General features: G+C 71.6%; 15 protein-coding genes. 5 read left to right on the top strand and 10 right to left on the bottom strand.

Going from position 1 to position 15,531, the window contains the following annotated elements; genetic code table 11:
• The first annotated feature begins 88 nt into the window (after positions 1–88).
• Positions 89–1,258, top strand: a complete 1,170-nt coding sequence (locus RT323_RS07960) for a winged helix DNA-binding domain-containing protein (RefSeq protein ID WP_313406793.1) — start codon at positions 89–91, stop codon at positions 1,256–1,258.
• Here the strand turns inward: RT323_RS07960 and RT323_RS07965 are convergent.
• Positions 1,247–2,023, bottom strand: coding sequence for an SGNH/GDSL hydrolase family protein (locus RT323_RS07965; RefSeq protein ID WP_313406795.1), 777 nt, complete (start codon positions 2,021–2,023; stop codon positions 1,247–1,249). The genes RT323_RS07960 and RT323_RS07965 overlap by 12 nt on opposite strands.
• Positions 2,024–2,116: 93 nt before the next feature.
• On the opposite strand from RT323_RS07965, the gene RT323_RS07970 reads away from it, so the two are divergent.
• Positions 2,117–3,340, top strand: a complete 1,224-nt coding sequence (locus tag RT323_RS07970) for a hypothetical protein (RefSeq protein ID WP_313406798.1) — start codon at positions 2,117–2,119, stop codon at positions 3,338–3,340.
• Between the two features lie 63 nt (positions 3,341–3,403).
• On the opposite strand, the gene RT323_RS07975 is transcribed toward RT323_RS07970, so the two are convergent.
• Genes RT323_RS07975 through RT323_RS07990 form a run of 4 tightly spaced genes read right to left on the bottom strand, consistent with a single transcriptional unit; the run spans position 3,404 to position 9,073 of the window.
• The gene (locus RT323_RS07975) at positions 3,404–4,942 is read right to left on the bottom strand and encodes an aldehyde dehydrogenase family protein (protein WP_313406801.1); all 1,539 of its coding nucleotides are present in this window, start codon (positions 4,940–4,942) and stop codon (positions 3,404–3,406) included.
• A gap of 1 nt (position 4,943) precedes the next feature.
• Positions 4,944–6,524, bottom strand: a complete 1,581-nt coding sequence (locus RT323_RS07980; RefSeq protein ID WP_313406804.1) for a GMC family oxidoreductase N-terminal domain-containing protein — start codon at positions 6,522–6,524, stop codon at positions 4,944–4,946.
• Between the two features lie 41 nt (positions 6,525–6,565).
• Positions 6,566–8,113, bottom strand: coding sequence for a thiamine pyrophosphate-binding protein (gene menD, locus RT323_RS07985; protein WP_313406807.1), 1,548 nt, complete (start codon positions 8,111–8,113; stop codon positions 6,566–6,568).
• A gap of 18 nt (positions 8,114–8,131) precedes the next feature.
• Complete coding sequence (locus tag RT323_RS07990; protein WP_313406809.1) at positions 8,132–9,073, bottom strand: o-succinylbenzoate synthase; 942 nt, start codon at positions 9,071–9,073, stop codon at positions 8,132–8,134.
• A gap of 100 nt (positions 9,074–9,173) precedes the next feature.
• On the opposite strand from RT323_RS07990, the gene RT323_RS07995 reads away from it, so the two are divergent.
• Positions 9,174–9,821: an SDR family oxidoreductase gene (locus RT323_RS07995; protein ID WP_313406811.1), complete on the top strand. Its 648-nt coding sequence runs from the start codon at positions 9,174–9,176 to the stop codon at positions 9,819–9,821.
• Between the two features lie 74 nt (positions 9,822–9,895).
• Here RT323_RS07995 and RT323_RS08000 read toward each other — a convergent pair whose 3' ends face one another.
• A complete protein-coding gene (locus RT323_RS08000; RefSeq protein WP_313406813.1) occupies positions 9,896–10,888 on the bottom strand; it encodes an AMP-binding protein in 993 nt (330 codons plus the stop codon).
• Positions 10,889–10,958: 70 nt separating this feature from the next.
• On the opposite strand from RT323_RS08000, the gene RT323_RS08005 reads away from it, so the two are divergent.
• Complete coding sequence (locus RT323_RS08005; protein WP_313406816.1) at positions 10,959–11,846, top strand: 1,4-dihydroxy-2-naphthoate polyprenyltransferase; 888 nt, start codon at positions 10,959–10,961, stop codon at positions 11,844–11,846.
• Here the strand turns inward: RT323_RS08005 and RT323_RS08010 are convergent.
• Complete coding sequence (locus RT323_RS08010) at positions 11,830–12,915, bottom strand: PLP-dependent cysteine synthase family protein (protein WP_313406818.1); 1,086 nt, start codon at positions 12,913–12,915, stop codon at positions 11,830–11,832. The two genes, RT323_RS08005 and RT323_RS08010, sit on opposite strands and share 17 nt — an antisense overlap.
• Positions 12,896–13,162, bottom strand: coding sequence for a DUF4229 domain-containing protein (locus tag RT323_RS08015; RefSeq protein WP_313406821.1), 267 nt, complete (start codon positions 13,160–13,162; stop codon positions 12,896–12,898). The genes RT323_RS08010 and RT323_RS08015 overlap by 20 nt, the downstream gene beginning before the upstream one ends.
• A 96-nt stretch (positions 13,163–13,258) precedes the next feature.
• On the opposite strand from RT323_RS08015, the gene RT323_RS08020 reads away from it, so the two are divergent.
• The gene (locus tag RT323_RS08020; protein ID WP_313406824.1) at positions 13,259–13,525 is read left to right on the top strand and encodes a PLD nuclease N-terminal domain-containing protein; all 267 of its coding nucleotides are present in this window, start codon (positions 13,259–13,261) and stop codon (positions 13,523–13,525) included.
• A gap of 28 nt (positions 13,526–13,553) precedes the next feature.
• On the opposite strand, the gene RT323_RS08025 is transcribed toward RT323_RS08020, so the two are convergent.
• Both RT323_RS08025 and RT323_RS08030 read right to left on the bottom strand, forming a co-directional pair.
• Entirely contained in the window at positions 13,554–14,609 is a 1,056-nt protein-coding gene (locus RT323_RS08025; RefSeq protein WP_313406873.1) for an ABC transporter permease, read from the bottom strand.
• Positions 14,609–15,511: an ABC transporter ATP-binding protein gene (locus tag RT323_RS08030; RefSeq protein WP_313406827.1), complete on the bottom strand. Its 903-nt coding sequence runs from the start codon at positions 15,509–15,511 to the stop codon at positions 14,609–14,611. The genes RT323_RS08025 and RT323_RS08030 overlap by 1 nt, the downstream gene beginning before the upstream one ends.
• Positions 15,512–15,531: the final 20 nt, after the last annotated feature.

Below are 15,531 nucleotides of genomic sequence, written 5' to 3' on the forward strand. Positions count from 1 at the left end.
CATGCGCCCATCATGGCGGACGGCACCGACGTGCTCCGCCATGGCGACCGACACGGGTTCCGTCCGTGCCGGTCGCTAGCGTCGGCACATGCGCATGGACGTGGAGGAGCGACGACGCAGGCTCGGGGTCCGGCACGCGCTGGCGGTGCCCGTGCCCACGACGGAGGAGGTCACCCGCTCGCTCGTCGCGCTGCACAGCACCGATCCCGCCTCGATGGTGCTCAGCGCACTCGCCCGGCTCGAGCACCCCAGCATCGAGGCGGTCGAGGACGCGCTCTACGCCGAGCGGTCGATCGTGCGGGTCCTGGCCATGCGCCGCACGGTGTTCGCGGTGCCGTCCGACGAGGCAGCCGACTTCCTGGCGACCGTCCAGCACTCCGTCGCCGGGCCCGAGTACCGCAAGCTGCTCGCCATGGTGGCCGCCTCGGGGATCGAGGACGCGGATGCGTGGCTGGCCGCGGCCCACGCCGCTGCGCTGGCGGCCTTCGAGCGACTCGAGGACTTCAGCAGCGCCGAGCTCCAGGCCATCGACCCACTGCTCGCGACGCGGATCGAGATCGGCGCCGGCACGAAGTACGCCACGCGCCAGTCGATCGCCAGCCGGTTGCTCACGGTGATGTCGGTCGAGGGCAGTGCCGTGCGGACCCGCCCCGAAGGAAGCTGGACCTCCACCCGGTTCCGGTGGTCGTCGATGCGGCGCTGGTTGCCCGACTCGGCCGACCTGCCCGACGCCGCCGAGGCACGAACGGCCGTCGCGCGACGGTGGCTCGCGCGGTTCGGCCCGGCGCGTGCCGAGGACCTCCAGTGGTGGACCGGCTGGACCAAAGGACACACGGCCGCGGCGCTCGCCCCGCTCGCCACCGTCGAGGTCGAGCTCGAGCCGGGCGCCGGCCTGGTCCTGGCGGACGACCTCGAGCCGACCCCCGAGCCCGCGCCGTGGGTGGCACTCCTGCCGGCGCTCGACCCGACGACGATGGGCTGGAAGCACCGCGACTGGTACCTCGGCCTCCACGGCGACCGTCTCTTCGACACCACCGGAAACGCCGGTCCGACGATCTGGCACGACGGGCGCATCGTGGGCGGCTGGGCGATCCGAGACGATGGCACGGTCGCCGTCCGGGTGCTCGCGGACGTCGGCCGGGCGGCCCTCGAGGCGATCGAGGCCCGGGCGGACCACGTCGAGAAGCTCCTGGGCGGGGCCGTCGTCAAGGCGCGTGGCCGCCGCTGGACTCCCCTCGAGAAGGAGCTACGTGCGTGAGCTCCCCAGCGTCGTCAGCTCGCGGTAGCGCGGGTCCAGCCCATCGCCGCTCGAGCGGCCCGTCACGCGGCGCTTGATCCACGGGCCGAGGTACTCGACGGCCCACTGGACCTGCGCACGGACCTTCTCGACGAACGTCATCGGCGCCGGGTCGGCCAGGACGAGTGGCTCGAGGTCGTGCTGCACGCCCAGCGCGTCGAGCACGGCGATCGCCATGCGCTGGTGACCGGCCGGCGACATGTGCATCCGGTCGGTGTCCCACAGGCGGGGGTCGCGGTAGTCGGTGATGTGCCAGTAGTCGACGAGCGTCGCGCCGTGACGGGCGGCGATCTCGCGCACGGCCAGGCTGTAGCGCTCGAAGCGCGCCCGCACGAGCGAGTAGATCCGCGCGCCCCCGGGGTCGGCGGGTGTGAACGTCACGACCCGGGCGCCCGAGGCGACGAGCCGCCCGATCACGCGGTCGTACTCGGCCAGGATCGCGTCGAGGTCGACCTTCGGCCGCATGATGTCGTTCGCGCCGGCGTAGATCGTGACGAGATCCGGCTCGAGCGCGAGCGCGGGCTCGACCTGCTCCGCGACGATCGGTCCCAGCTTGCGTCCGCGGATCGCGAGGTTCGCGTACGTCAGGCCACCGCCCTGGGAGCGGTCGAGAGCCGCCGCGAAGCGGTCGGCCCAGCCACGGACCCCGTTGGGCAGGCTCGGATCGTCGTCGCCGACGCCCTCGGTGAAGGAGTCTCCCAAGGCCACATAACGCTGGTAGGTCACCGGACGAGATTACGCCCGCGTCTCAAACCGGACGCGACCCGGCTCACCACCGGCGTGGGGCACTCAAGGCTCCCGCACGGATTGGAGAATCCCATGAAATCCCCCAGCACCACCCTCACCCGATCACTCGCCCTCGGGACGACGGCCGTCCTGGTCGCGGGCCTCGTGTCGGCCAGCCCGGCGGCGGCCGACAACGTCGACGTCAGTCCCCAGCGCACCGTCAAGGGAGAACTGTCCGGACCCGTCGGCCTCGAGGACGACGCGGCCGGCAACATCTACGTCGCCTCGCAGAACAACAACGCGATCGTCGTCCACGCGAAGAACGCCTCGGGCCCCTCGTCCCCGCTGCGGCGCATCAGTGGCGCCGCGACCATGCTGTCGACTCCCCGTGACGTCGCACTCGACGGCAACGGCTTCCTGTACGTCGCCCAGTCCGACGGCACGGTCCGGGTGTTCGCGCCCGGCGCCAACGGGAACGTCGCCCCGATCAAGTCGTTCGGCACGGGTCCCGGCGCGGCCTACGGCATCGACGTCAGCGGTGGCGAGATCTACGTCCGGAAGAACACGGCCTACCACGTCTACGCACCGTCCGCCACGGGCACGCCGGCGCCGACCGAGCGAACCGTCGGCGGCCTCGGCGCCGGCATGTCGATCGCCGTCTCCGGCTCGAAGGTCTGGACGACCAGCGCGACGCAGCTGCGCGCCTACTCGACCTCGGCGGACGGCGTGGCGACACCGTTGCAGGTCGTGACGGGGGCGGTGCCTGCGACCGAGATCAACGGCATCGACACCGACGCCAACGGGCGGGTGCACGTCACGAGCCTGATCCCGGGGACGGTGCGGGTGTTCGCACCCAACGCCGACGGCGCTGCGGCGCCCCTGAAAGTGCTCGGCGGCCCCGCCACCGGGTTCGGCTGGCCGACCGGCATCGCGGTCCTGAACTCGGGTGCGTTCGCCGTCGCCGACTACCTGGGCGCTTCGTACTCGGTCTTCGGCAGCCTCTTCTCGAAGCCGGCCACCGCCAAGAAGCCCGGCAAGGTGCGGGCGCTGAAGGTCGGTGGTGCGGCTCGTGCGAAGAACCGCAAGGTGCGCTGGGTGGCGCCGAAGTCCAACGGCGGTGCGGGGATCAAGTCCTACCGGCTCGTCGTGCGGAAGGGCAACCGCACGCTGGTGGTGCGCAACCTCGGCCCCAACCGGCGCTCGCTCGTGCTGAAGCGCTCGCAGCTGCGCAACGGCATCAACACCGTCCGCGTCCAGGCCAAGAACGCCAAGGGCTTCGGACCGGTCGCGAAGAAGAGCTTTCGCGTCCGGAAGTGAGCCAGACGCCACGGGCCCAGCGAGGTGATCCCTCGCCGGGCCCGTGGCCTGTCCTGCGGCTGACTACCTGCGTTTGGGCAGCTTCGGCAGCGTGGCCGATCCGCCGTGCATCACCGTGAGAAGCTGCTGGAACCGGCTCTCGGTCGTGCCGTCGCGCTTCAGCGACTGCAGCATCAGCGGGGCCTTCATCCGCTGGCGCGTGATCGCCTTGGAATAGGTGAACTCGCGCAGTCCGTCCGGACCGTGGATGCGGCCGAAGCCGGAGTCGCCGACGCCACCGAAGGGCAGGCCGGGGATCGCCGCGAACGAGATGACCGAGTTGATCGAGGTCATGCCCGACCGGACCCGGCTGGCCACGGACATGGCGTTCTTCTTGCCGAAGAAGGCGCCCGCCAGGCCGTACTTCGTGGCGTTGGTCAGCTCGACCGCCTCCTCCATGTCCCTGACCGGGTTGACGACCAGCGTGGGACCGAACGTCTCCTCGGTCACCGCGAGGGAGTCCTCGGGCACGTGCGTGATGATCGTGGGCTGCACGTACTGGTCGCCCACCGAGTCGAGGCCGCCGAGCACGGCCTTGCCGCCCTTGGCGATCGCGTCCTCGATGTGGCTGCGGATGATCGGCAGCTGCTTGGGCATCGTCGAGGGCCCGTAGACGCCGCCGTCGTCGTACCCGGGACGGATGCCCTCGGCCTGCTTGAGCAGCTCGGCCATGAACGGGTCGAAGACGCGCTCGTGCACGTAGACGCGCTCGGTGCCGATGCAGGTCTGGCCCGCGTTCGACATGCCCGCCCACAGCGCCGCCTCGGCCGCGTCCTTCAGGTCGGCGTCCTCGTCGACGATCAACGAGTCCTTGCCGCCGGCCTCGATCACGACGGGAGTGAGCCGCTCGGCGCACGCGGCCATGACCTTCTTGCCGGTCGCGGACGAGCCGGTGAACGCGATCTTGTCGACCTCGGCCGTGCACAGGTGGTTGCCGGTCTCGCCCAGGCCCGTCACGAGGTTGAGGACGGGACGGCCGTGGACGACCTCGGTGAACGTGTCGACCAGGAAGCGCCCGACCCCCGGCGTGTACTCGCTGGGCTTGAACACGACGGTGTTGCCGGCCGCGAGCGAGTAGGCGATCGAGCCGACCGGCGTGAAGACCGGGTAGTTCCACGGACCGATGACGCCGACGACGCCGAGCGGGTGGTACTCGACATAGGCCGCCTGGTTGGACATGAGCAGGCCCGGGCCCACCTTCTGGCGGCCCAGGATCTTGCCGGCGTGCTTGGCGGCCCACGCGATGTGATCGATCGCCAGGCCGGCCTCGAGCATCGCGTCACCGTGCGGCTTGCCGCCCTCGCGGTGCATCAGGTCCGCGAGCTGCTGCAGCCGGCGCGTCAGGACGCTGCGCCACTGCAGCAGGTACTCCTTGCGGCCGTCGAAGCCCAGCTCCTGCCACCAGCGCGAGGCCTCGCGCGCGGCGGCGACCGCGGCGTCGACCTGGGCCTTGTCGTCGATGGGGTGCGTGCCCACGACGTCGCCCGTCGCGGGGTTGATCGAGTCGAACGACGGCTGGGGGCCCTCGGGCGACTGGACGTCGGGTTCGATCGTGGCGGTCATGTCAGGCTCCTCGGATGAGATCGGCGGCCTTCTCGGCGATCATGATGGTGGGCGCGTTGGTGTTGCCGCGCGGAACCCGCGGCATGACGGAGGCATCGACCACGCGCAGCCCCTCGACCCCGTGGACCCTCAGCTCGGGATCGACGACGCTGCCCTCCACGGTACCCATGGCACACGTCGAGGTGGGGTGGTAGAGCGTCTGGCCCAGGCGCGAGATCACGTCGAGGATCTGGTCGTCGGTGGGGTTGCGGACCGCGGGCTCCCACGGCTCGTCGAGGAGCCGCGCGAGCGGGCCCTGCCAGATCATGTCCAGCATGCGGCGGTAGCCGCCGAGCATCGCGTCGAGGTCGGCCCGGTCGTCGAAGTACGCGGGATCGATCTCGGGGTGCCACGTGGGATCGGTCGAGCGCAGCCGGATCTGGCCGCGGCTCTGCACGTTCACGAGCGTGGGCGCGATCGTGACGGAGCGGCGCACGGGCTCGTGCAGCCCGTTGTCGTAGAACCCGCTGGGTGCCGCGTGGATCTGGATGTCCGGCAGGTCGAGGTCGTCGCGCGACGTGTAGAAGGCGCCGCCCTCACCGATGTTGGAGACCAGGGGGCCCGTGCGGGTGGCCTGCCAGCGCAGCATGTTCTTGACCGTGACGGCGTCCGCCAGGTCGGTCGTGTTGCGCGTGTAGACGAGGGTGCCCGCGACCGGGTGGTCCTGCAGGTTCTGGCCCACGCCGGGCGAGTCGACCAGGACGTCGATGCCGACCTCGCGCAGGTGCGCGCCCGGTCCGACGCCCGAGAGCATGAGCAGCTGAGGGCTGTTGATCGATCCGCCGGACAGCAGGACCTCGGCCCCGGCGCGCGCGATGTGCTCCTGGCCGTGGCGGCGGTAGGCGACGCCCGTGGCGCGTCCATCCTTGATCAGGATCCGGGTGACCAGCGAGTCCGTGCGCACGGTCAGGTTGGGTCGCTGCATCGCCGGGCGGATGTAGGCGTCGGCCACGGACCAGCGCTCTCCTCGGCGGTTCGTGACCTGGTAGATGCCCGCGCCCTCCTGCTGGGCGCCGTTGAAGTCGTCGTTGCGCTTGAGTCCCGCGGCGACGGCCGACTCGACGAAGGCCTCGGTCAGCTCGTGGGTGAACCGGCGGTCCTCGACCAGGAGCGGACCCTGTGTGCCGTGGTACGGGCCGCCCAGTCTGCGGTTGGCCTCCGACTTGATGAAGTACGGCAGGACGTCGTCGTACCCCCACCCCATCGCCCCGTACGCGTCGCGCCACTCGTCGTAGTCGGCGGCATTGCCGCGGATGTAGATCATCGCGTTGATCGAGGAGCTGCCGCCCAGGGTCTTGCCCCGCGGCCAGTAGGCGCGGCGGCCCCCGAGGTGCTTCTGCGCGCTGGTCTCGTAATTCCAGTCCCAGCGCGTCTTGAACAGCTGGCTGAAGCCGGCCGGGATCTTGATCATCTCGTCGTCGTCGGGTGCACCCGCCTCGAGCAGCAGGACCTTCCGGTCACGATCCTCGGTCAGCCGGGCCGCCAACACACCGCCCGCGCTCCCGCCCCCGATGACGATGTAGTCGAACGCCTCGTCGGCCATGTGAACTCCTGCCCGCGCGCCCCTGTGACGCTGGCCACACACTAGACGGCGGCGAGTCCCGAGACAACCGATTGCAGTGCACGCCGCCCCGCACGCTGGACCCGCACCTCGAGCACCTCGATGCCGACGGGCGACCGCGACAGGTAGGCGCTCAGCTGGTCGACCTCGACGAGCCGGTGGCGCACGCCGTGGGCGGCGCACAGCGCGTCGATCGCCGTGCGGGTGGGCGTGCCGAACACCCGCTCGAACGCGTTGGAGTACTCGGGCGCACCCTGCTCGAGGGTGTGGAAGATGCCGCCGCCGTCGTCGTTGAGCACGACGATCGACAGGTCGGGGCGCGGCTCGATCGGGCCGATCAGCAGGCCGTTCGCGCCGTGCAGGAAGGTCAGGTCGCCCATCAGCGCGATCGCTCGGCCGTAGTGGCCCAGCGCCGCGCCGATCGCGGTCGACACGGTGCCGTCGATGCCCGCCAGTCCGCGGTTGGCCAGGACTCGCGGACCGGGCTGGCGCACCGGGGCGACCAGGTCGACGTCGCGGATGGTGTTGGAGGAGCCGAGCACGAGCAGGCCTCGGCCCGCCGCTTCCCAGACGTCCTTCGCGATCGTCAGCTGCTCGGCGTCGAGCAGGGCGTTCTGGATGCGGTCGCCGGCCTGGATCCAGCTGCGGACCCAGTCCTGGTCCGGCGTGCCGCCACGCACCGCGAGGTGGTCGGCGAGCGTGACGTTGGCGCCCGGGACGCCCGGGAAGGTCGAGGCGTCGCCGACGTGGATGATCGGCAGGTTCGTGCGCGTGAGCAGGTTCGTGACCGGGCGCGAGAGTGTCGGATGCCCGGCCGAGACGATGCGGTCGATGCGCTCGATCATCCGGCTGGCGAGCACGACCCGGCCACACGCCACGGACGTCGGCGCACCACGCAGGCCGGACGACGGCTCGGCGATGATCGGCCAGCCCGCCTGGTTCGCGACGGCCGCGAGCGCCGGGTCGGCCCCGTCGCCGGCCACCACGATCGTGCGAGAGCCGCCCTCGACGGTGTGGAAGCGACCCGCGGCCGGCTTGCTCATCGACCAGGAGTTCTGCGGGAAGTCCCACACGGTCGACTCGACGAGCGGCTCGTCGAGCTCGATGTTCAGGTGGATCGGACCGGTCCCCTCGCGGACCGCCCCGGCCAGCCCGGTGATCCGGTCGGTCTGCACGATCCCGGGGAAGATGCCCGGCTGCACCGTCGTCTGGTTGGCGCCCGTGCCCCGCAGTCGCGCCGGCCGGTCGGCCGTGACGGCGAGCACCGGGATGTCGGAGTGCAGCGCCTCGAGCAGCGCGGGATGCAGGTTCGCGACCGCCGTGCCCGAGGTGGTGACGACGGGGGTGAGGCGGCCGGACGCCTTCGCCAGGCCGAGCGCGAGGAACCCGGCCTCGCGCTCGTCGACGCGCACGTGCAGGCGGATGAGCCCCTGCTCGTCGGCCGCGTGCAGGGCCAGCGCGATCGGGCCCGACCGGGAGCCGGGCGACAGGACGGCCTCGGTGACCTCCTGGGCGAGCAGCGCCGTCACGAGCCGTCGGGCGATGTCGACGGCTCGCAACGGCTCACTCATGGTGCCCCCCGGCGTCGTTCACAAGCTCTCCTGGACGTGCTTCAGGCGCGCCTGCCAGCGCTCGTCGACCTCGTCGGACGCGGCGACCTTGGCGTAGGCCTGCTCGTCGAGCTCGGGCCGGGTGACCGGCAGGCAGCCACCCACGGGCTTGAGCGGGTGCACGACGACGTCGGCGGTGAGCAGGTGGGCCGTGCCGATGCCGCACGCGTACTGCAGCTCGGGCAGCGCGGCGGCGAGTGCGACGCTGGCGGCGAGCCCGATCGAGGTCTCGACCGCGCTGGAGACGGTGACCGGCATGCCGATCTGCTCGGCGATGCGCAGGCACGCGCGGACGCCACCGAGGGGCTGGACCTTGAGGATCGCGATGTCGGCGGCGTCGAGGTCGCGGACGCGAAACGGGTCGGCAGCCCGCCGGATCGACTCGTCCGCCGCGATGGGCACGTCGACCTTGCGGCGGACGAGGGCGAGGTCCTCGACCGTCGCGCACGGCTGCTCGACGTACTCGAGTCCACCGGCGACCTGGTCGAGCTTCTTGATCGCCTTGATCGCGTCCTTGACGCTCCAGGCGCCGTTCGCGTCGATGCGGATCAGGACGTGCGGCAGGGCGTCGCGGATCGCGGCGACGCGCTCGACGTCGTGCTCGAGCGTCTCGCCCGCTTCGGCGACCTTGAGCTTGATCGTGGCGCAGCCGCTCTCGGCGGCGATGCGGACCGCGTCGGCGCCGCCACCGACGGCCGGCACGATGCCGTTGATCGGGACGCGGTCGCGCACCGGCTCGGGCCACGGCTTGGTGGCCGCCTCCATCGCGGCCTGCAGCCACGGCAGGGACGCGACGTGGTCGTACTCCGGGAACGGGCTGAACTCAGCCCAGCCCGCCGGCCCCTCGGCCAGCATCCCTTGACGATTCTCCAGACCGCGGAAGCGCGTGCGCATGGGAATCGAATACGTGCGGAAGTCCACGCCACGAGAGTATCCATGGTCTGCGGCACACGTTCCACTTCCTCCTGTCTCGTGACGCACGAGACGAGCGGGGCTCAGGGATCGTGCCTACGGTGGACGCATGTCCGACATCGCCATCGTCGGCGGCCACGGAAAGGTCGCCCGACTCCTCATTCCCCTGCTCACCGAACGCGGCGACCTGCCGGTCGCGCTGATCCGTGACCCCGACCAGGCGGCGGACCTGCCCGGCGCGGCCACCCGGCCCCTCGACATCGAGGCGGCATCGGTCGACGACTTCGCGACCGCGTTCACCGACTGCGACGCCGTCGTGTTCGCGGCGGGCGGCGGCGCGGACGGCAACGTCGAGCGCAAGCGCACCGTCGACCTCGAGGGCTCGCTGAAGTCGATCGAGGCCGCGCAGCAGCTGGGCATCCGCCGTTTCGTCCAGGTCTCCGCCATGGGCATCGACGAGGACCCCGACCCCGACGCGGGTGAGTCGTGGGTCGCCTACGTGAAGGCCAAGCGGGAAGCTGACGAGGCCCTGCGCGCGAGCTCGCTCGACTGGACGATCATCCGGCCCGGCGCCCTCACCGACGAGGACGGGACCGGCCGGGTCAAGGCGGCCGAGGACACCGGCTACGGCGAGATCCCCCGCGCCGACGTCGCCGCGGTCCTAGCCGCCGTGCTCGCCGACGACTCCACCATCGGTCGCACGATCGAGGTCATCGGCGGCGACACCCCCGTCGCCGACGCGCTCGGCTCGCAGTGACGGTTTCCCCGGTTAAGTAGGTTCTCTCGCACTTCTCGAGTGTTGCGATCCTCGAGAAGTGACAGGAAACCCACTTAACCGGGGAAACTTCCACCCGCCAGCGCGACGCGGTCCGGCTTGCCGTTGGGCAGCAGCGGCAGAGCCTCGAGGACGTGGACGGCGCGCGGGGTCCACGCGCGCGGATGGCCCGCCGCCTCGATCGCGGCGGCAGCGCCCTCGCGGTCGAGGTCACCGACCACGAAGGCCACTACTCGCTCACCCCACTCCGGGTCGGGCTGGGCCACGACCACCAGGTCGAGGACGCCGGGCTCGTCGCGCAGCGTCGACTCGACCGCGGCGAGCGGGACGTTCACACCGCCGCTGACGGCCACCTGGTCGGCCCGGCCGAGGACGCTCAGGGTGCCGCCGTCGATCCGGCCCAGGTCGTTCGTGACCAGCCAGTCCCCCATCCCGTCGGCCAGCACGGCTCCCGAGATGGCCACCCGCCCGTCGTCCTCGATCCGCACCCGCACGCCGTCGAGGGGCACACCGTCGTAGACGCATCCGCCGCACGTCTCGGTCATCCCGTACGTCCGCACGATGTGGACGCCCGCGTCGGCCGCGCGCCGGAGGACTGCTCGCGGCGCGGCCGCTCCCCCGAGCAGCACGGCATCGAGCGACGCCAGCACGTCGGCCCGCCCTGCCTCCACCAGCCGGAAGAGCTGCGTCGGCACGAGCGAGGCGTACCGCCGCGGCGACGTCATCGCGGTGACGGCCGACGCGAGGTCGGGATGGTCGTCGAGGAAGACCGGCTCGGTGCCCGCCACGATCGACCGCACCAGCACCTGCAGGCCGCCGACTCCCGTCGCGGGCAGGGCCGACAGCCACTGGGCCGGCCCGCCGAGGCGCGCGAGGGCGGCGTGCGCCGAAGCCAGCACCGCCGCGTGGGACAGGCGGATCGACTTCGGCTCGCCCGTGCTGCCCGAGGTCCGCATGACGAGGGGATCGCCACCGTCGAGCACCCACGGCCTCAGCAGCTCCATGACCTCACGGGGCGAGCCGGCGACGGGGGCGAGCGAGGCGGTCATCCGTCCACGGTAGACGGGCTCGGCGGGAACCAGACGCACCGCCTCGCAGCGCCACTCCTAGACTCGCGGGGTGGACAACCCGACCGGCCTGCGCCTGTGGATCGAGGGCGCGCGGTTGCGCACCCTGCCCGCCGCCATCGCTCCCGTCGCGGTCGGCACCGGTGCCGCCGCGTTCGACGACGGCGCCATCTGGTGGAAGGCGCTGCTGGCCCTGGGGGTCTCGTTGGCGCTGCAGGTCGGCGTCAACTACGCCAACGACTACTCCGACGGCATCAAGGGCACCGACGAGGACCGGGTCGGGCCACTGCGGCTGGTCGGCTCCGGTCTCGTGGCACCGGCCAGGGTCAAGGCGGCAGCGTTGGCCTTCCTCGGCCTCGGCGCGCTCTTCGGACTCGCCCTGGCAGCCACGTCCAGCTGGTGGCTCGTGCTGGTCGGGGCCGTCGCGATCCTCGCCGCGTGGGGCTACACCGGCGGCTCCAGGCCGTACGGCTACCGAGCCCTGGGCGAGGTGAGCGTCTTCGTGTTCTTCGGCCTCGTCGCGGTGCTCGGCACGACCTTCACCCAGCTGGGCGGGATCAACGGGGTGAGCGTCGCCGGAGCGATCGGCGTCGGCTCCCTGGCCTGCGCGATCCTCGTGGCCAACAACCTGCGCGACATCCCCACCGACTCCGTCACGGGCAAGCGCACGCTGGCAGTCGTCATGGGGGATGCGCGGACGCGCCTGCTCTACGTCGTGCTCATGGTCGTGGCGTTCGTGCTGGTGGTCGCGTGGTGCGTCACGCAGACGCCGTGGGCGGTGCTGGCGCTGATCGGTCTTCCGCCGGCGCTGCGCGCCACCGCGGTCGTGCGCGGGGGCGGCGCCGGCCCCCAGCTGATCCCGGTCCTGAAGGACACGGGCGTGGCCGAGCTGCTCTACGCCATCGGCCTGACGGCAGCGTTCGTCATCGCGACGGTGTGAACGTCCCCGTCCGCGTGAAGTCGGCCAGCCGCGCCAGGTACGGCGTCGGGTCGAGGTCGTGCTCGGCCACCCAGCGGTCGTCGAAGTAGGTGTGCGCGTAGCGGTCGCCACCGTCGCACAGGAGCGTCACGATCGAGCCGGTCTCGCCGCGCTCGACCATCTGCGCCGCCAGCGCGAGGACCGCCCACATGTTCGTGCCCGTCGAGCCGCCGACCGGTCGCCCGATGAGGTCCGACGTCCAGCGCATCGCCGCGATGGACGCGGCGTCGGGGACCCGCACCATGTCGTCGACCACGCCGCCCACGAAGGACGGCTCGACGCGCGGCCGGCCGATGCCCTCGATCCGGGGCGCGTGCTCGGTCGTGACGTCGGAGCTGTCCTGGTCCCAGCCGTCCAGGAACGCCGAGCCTTCCGGGTCGGCCACCAGCACGCGCGTGGCGAAGCGCCGGTAGCGGACGAAGCGGCCGATCGTGGCCGACGTGCCGCCCGTGCCGGCGCTGACGACGACCCACGCGGGCACGGGGTGCCGCTCGGCGGACAGCTGGGCGAAGATCGACTCGGCGATGTTGTTGTTGCCACGCCAGTCCGTGGCGCGCTCGGCGAAGGTGAACTGGTCCATGTAGTGGCCGTCGCACTCGTCGGCCAGGCGCTGCGCCTCGGAGTACATCCGGCGCGGCTCGTCCACGAAGTGACAGCGACCGCCGTACCACTGGATCAGCGCGATCTTCTCCGCGCTCGTGCTGCGGGGCATCACCGCGACGAACGGCAGGCCCAGCAACCGCGCGAAGTAGGCCTCGGACACGGCGGTCGAGCCACTGGACGCCTCGACGATCGTGGATCCCTGGTGGATCCAGCCGTTGCACAGCGCGTACAGGAACAGCGAGCGCGCCAGCCGGTGCTTGAGGCTGCCCGTGGGGTGGACGGACTCGTCCTTGAGGTAGATGTCGACGCCCGGGAACGGCAGCTCGAGGGCGTGCAGGTGGGTGTCCGCGCTGCGGTTCGCGTCTGCCTCGACCCGGCGGACCGCCTCGGCCAGCCAGTCGCGATCGTCAATCGACGTCTTCGGCACGCCGCGACTCCTCGATCCGGTCGTTCAGGGACCGCGCGCGGTCCTGCAGGCTGAGCGCGACCCGATCGCGCAGGCGCCCCAGGGCGAAGACGGAGATGACGCCCGAGACCAGGAGCGCGACGAGCAGTACCCACAGGTCGACCACGGACGTGCCCTCGAAGACCAGGCGGGAAGCGCCCCACAGCACCGCCCACGTGACCACGAAGACACCGAGCCGAGCGAGCGTGTACGTCCAGAAGGCCTTCATGCGGCCATTTTAGGGGCTCGATCCCGCCTGTCGTCCGCCCGGTGACGCCGCGGGCTTCACCGCTCGCGACTGGCCCGGGGTCGGTACGCTCTGCCCATGGGCAAGGTCTTCTTGGTGCTGGTCGCTGTGGTCCTCGTGGTCTACAGCCTCTACGACCTGCTCGCCACACCGCGCGAGCGCGTGCAGCACCTTCCCAAGTGGGGCTGGGCGCTGCTCATCGTGCTGGCCCCGTACGCCGGCGCCCTGCTGTGGATCGTCTTCGGCATCGCCAAGGGCCGTCCCGCCGGCGGTCCGCCGCCGCCGCGCCGTCCGCGCGGCCCCCTCGGCCCCGACGACGACCCGGACTTCCTGCGCGGACTCTGAGCGCCGGGGACCGCGAGGCGTCAGCGCCTCACGCGTCCCAGCGGAACAGGCGTGCCGCCACGAGTGAGCACACGGCCGCGAAGCCGAGCAGGATCGCCATGGGCTGCCACACGGCCTCAAGGCCCTGACCACGCACCATCACGTCCATCATCCCGTCGTTGAGGTGCCGCAGCGGCAGCAGCCGGCTGATGCCCTGCAACCAGCCGGGTGCCCCGTCGAGCGGGAAGAACGACCCCGACAGGAACGCCATCGGCAGGACGATGAAGTTGGCCAGCCCGACCGCGCCCTCCTCCGTGCGACAGATCGATCCGGCCAGCAGGCCGATGGACAAGAACGCGAGCGTGCCAGTCAGGACGAGCACGATCGCGAGCGGCCACGCCCCGGTCAGCTGGAGCCCGAAGGCGCCGACGGCGAGCCCGATGAAGATCGCCGTCTGGCCGAGCGCCACCGAGAGGCTGACGCCGACCCGCGCCAGGACGACCGACGACGTGGGCACCGGCGCGAGTCGCAGTCGGCGCAGCAGCCCGGTGCGTCGCCAGTTGACGAGGTTCACCGCGGCCCCGAATGTCGCGCTCATCGCGATGGCCCAGCCGAGCAGGCCGGGCGTCACGTACTGGATCGTCTTCAGGGACTCGTCCTCGACCCGCTGCGACGCGAGGCTGTAGGTGGGCTCGGTTCCCGTGACCGCGAGATTCGCCGAGTCGACGATGCCCTGGAACGTGGCGAAGACCCGGGCCGCCGTCACCTGGTCGGCCTGCGAGTAGTGGACGACCAGCCGGTCGCCGTCCTCGACGACGACCGCCGCGAGGTCGCCGTCGCGCACCTGCTGGATCGCTCCCGCCTCGTCGGTCACCTTCTCGATCTCCAGGCTCTGCTCGAGCGCCTCCCGCGCTGGAGCGGGCATCCGGTCGAGTGCCGCGACGTCGCCGACCTGGGCGATGTCGATCTTCGAGGCGCCCTGGTCGGTCAGCAGGCCACCGAACAGCACGAGGAACATGAGCGGGAACAGCACGGCCCAGAACAGCGTCATCCGGTCGCGCAGGAACCCCAGGAACATGGCGCGCGACAGCGAGCGCAGCGGCATCACGAGCGGTACTCCCGTCCGGTGAGCTGCAGGAAGACGTCCTCCAGCGAGGCGCCCGAGGCGCTCAGTCCATGCAGGGCGTCACGGCGGGCCAGCTCGGCGAGCACCTCGGCGGGACGCCGGGTCGAGAGCTCGATGCGGTCCGGATACACCGTGACCTCGTCGACGCCGCCCACCTCACGGGCAGCACCCTCGTCGATCGCCTCCGGCGCCAGCGTGATCCGTGTGGGGGCGTCCAGCCCGCGCACCAGCGCCGCGGGCGAGTCGAGCTCGAGCAGCCGGCCGTGGTCGATGATCGCGACCCGGTCACAGAGCACCTCGGCCTCCTCCATGTAGTGCGTCGTCAGCACGACCGTGCGTCCCGAGCCGCTGAGGCCCTGCAGGAAGTCCCACAGGTTGCGCCGGGCCTGCGGGTCGAGCGCCGAGGACGGCTCGTCGAGGAACACGATCTCGGGGTCGTGCACGAGCGCGCAGGCGATCGAGAGGCGCTGCGCCTGGCCGCCCGAGAGCTTCTCCACCCGCGAGTCGGCCTTGTCCTCGAGTCCGACCTCGGCCAGCAGGGCGTCGGCGCGCTCGGCGGGCGCGTCGTACAGCGACGCGAACGTGACGAGCTGCTCACGCGCCGTCAGCCGCTCGAAGAACGCCGAGGACTGCAGCTGCACGCCGATGCGTCGTTGCAGCCGCGGGTCACGCCGCCACGGGTCGTGGCCGTCGATCGAGACCGAGCCCGCGTCGGGCTTGCGCAGCCCCTCGATCATCTCGAGGGCGGTGGTCTTGCCCGCGCCGTTGGGACCCAACAGCCCGAAGAACTCCCCCGGCTCGATCGTGAAGGTCAGGTCGTCGACGGCGCGCAGGTCGCCGTAGGACTTGGTGAGGCCGACGACCTCGATGCGTGCACCCATGGGTGCGACGCTAGCGAACC

It is taken from the genome of Aeromicrobium sp. (assembly GCF_032084975.1).
GTDB lineage: Bacteria > Actinomycetota > Actinomycetes > Propionibacteriales > Nocardioidaceae > Aeromicrobium.

Coding starts and splice junctions, on each gene's coding strand:
- RT323_RS07960 (WP_313406793.1), top strand. CDS start 89: ATGCGCATGGACGTGGAGGAGCGACGACGCAGGCTCGGGGTCCGGCAC.
- RT323_RS07970 (WP_313406798.1), top strand. CDS start 2,117: ATGAAATCCCCCAGCACCACCCTCACCCGATCACTCGCCCTCGGGACG.
- RT323_RS07975 (WP_313406801.1), bottom strand. CDS start 4,942: ATGACCGCCACGATCGAACCCGACGTCCAGTCGCCCGAGGGCCCCCAG.
- RT323_RS07980 (WP_313406804.1), bottom strand. CDS start 6,524: ATGGCCGACGAGGCGTTCGACTACATCGTCATCGGGGGCGGGAGCGCG.
- menD (WP_313406807.1), bottom strand. CDS start 8,113: ATGAGTGAGCCGTTGCGAGCCGTCGACATCGCCCGACGGCTCGTGACG.
- RT323_RS07995 (WP_313406811.1), top strand. CDS start 9,174: ATGTCCGACATCGCCATCGTCGGCGGCCACGGAAAGGTCGCCCGACTC.
- RT323_RS08000 (WP_313406813.1), bottom strand. CDS start 10,888: ATGACCGCCTCGCTCGCCCCCGTCGCCGGCTCGCCCCGTGAGGTCATG.
- RT323_RS08015 (WP_313406821.1), bottom strand. CDS start 13,162: ATGAAGGCCTTCTGGACGTACACGCTCGCTCGGCTCGGTGTCTTCGTG.
- RT323_RS08020 (WP_313406824.1), top strand. CDS start 13,259: ATGGGCAAGGTCTTCTTGGTGCTGGTCGCTGTGGTCCTCGTGGTCTAC.
- RT323_RS08025 (WP_313406873.1), bottom strand. CDS start 14,609: ATGCCGCTGCGCTCGCTGTCGCGCGCCATGTTCCTGGGGTTCCTGCGC.
- RT323_RS08030 (WP_313406827.1), bottom strand. CDS start 15,511: ATGGGTGCACGCATCGAGGTCGTCGGCCTCACCAAGTCCTACGGCGAC.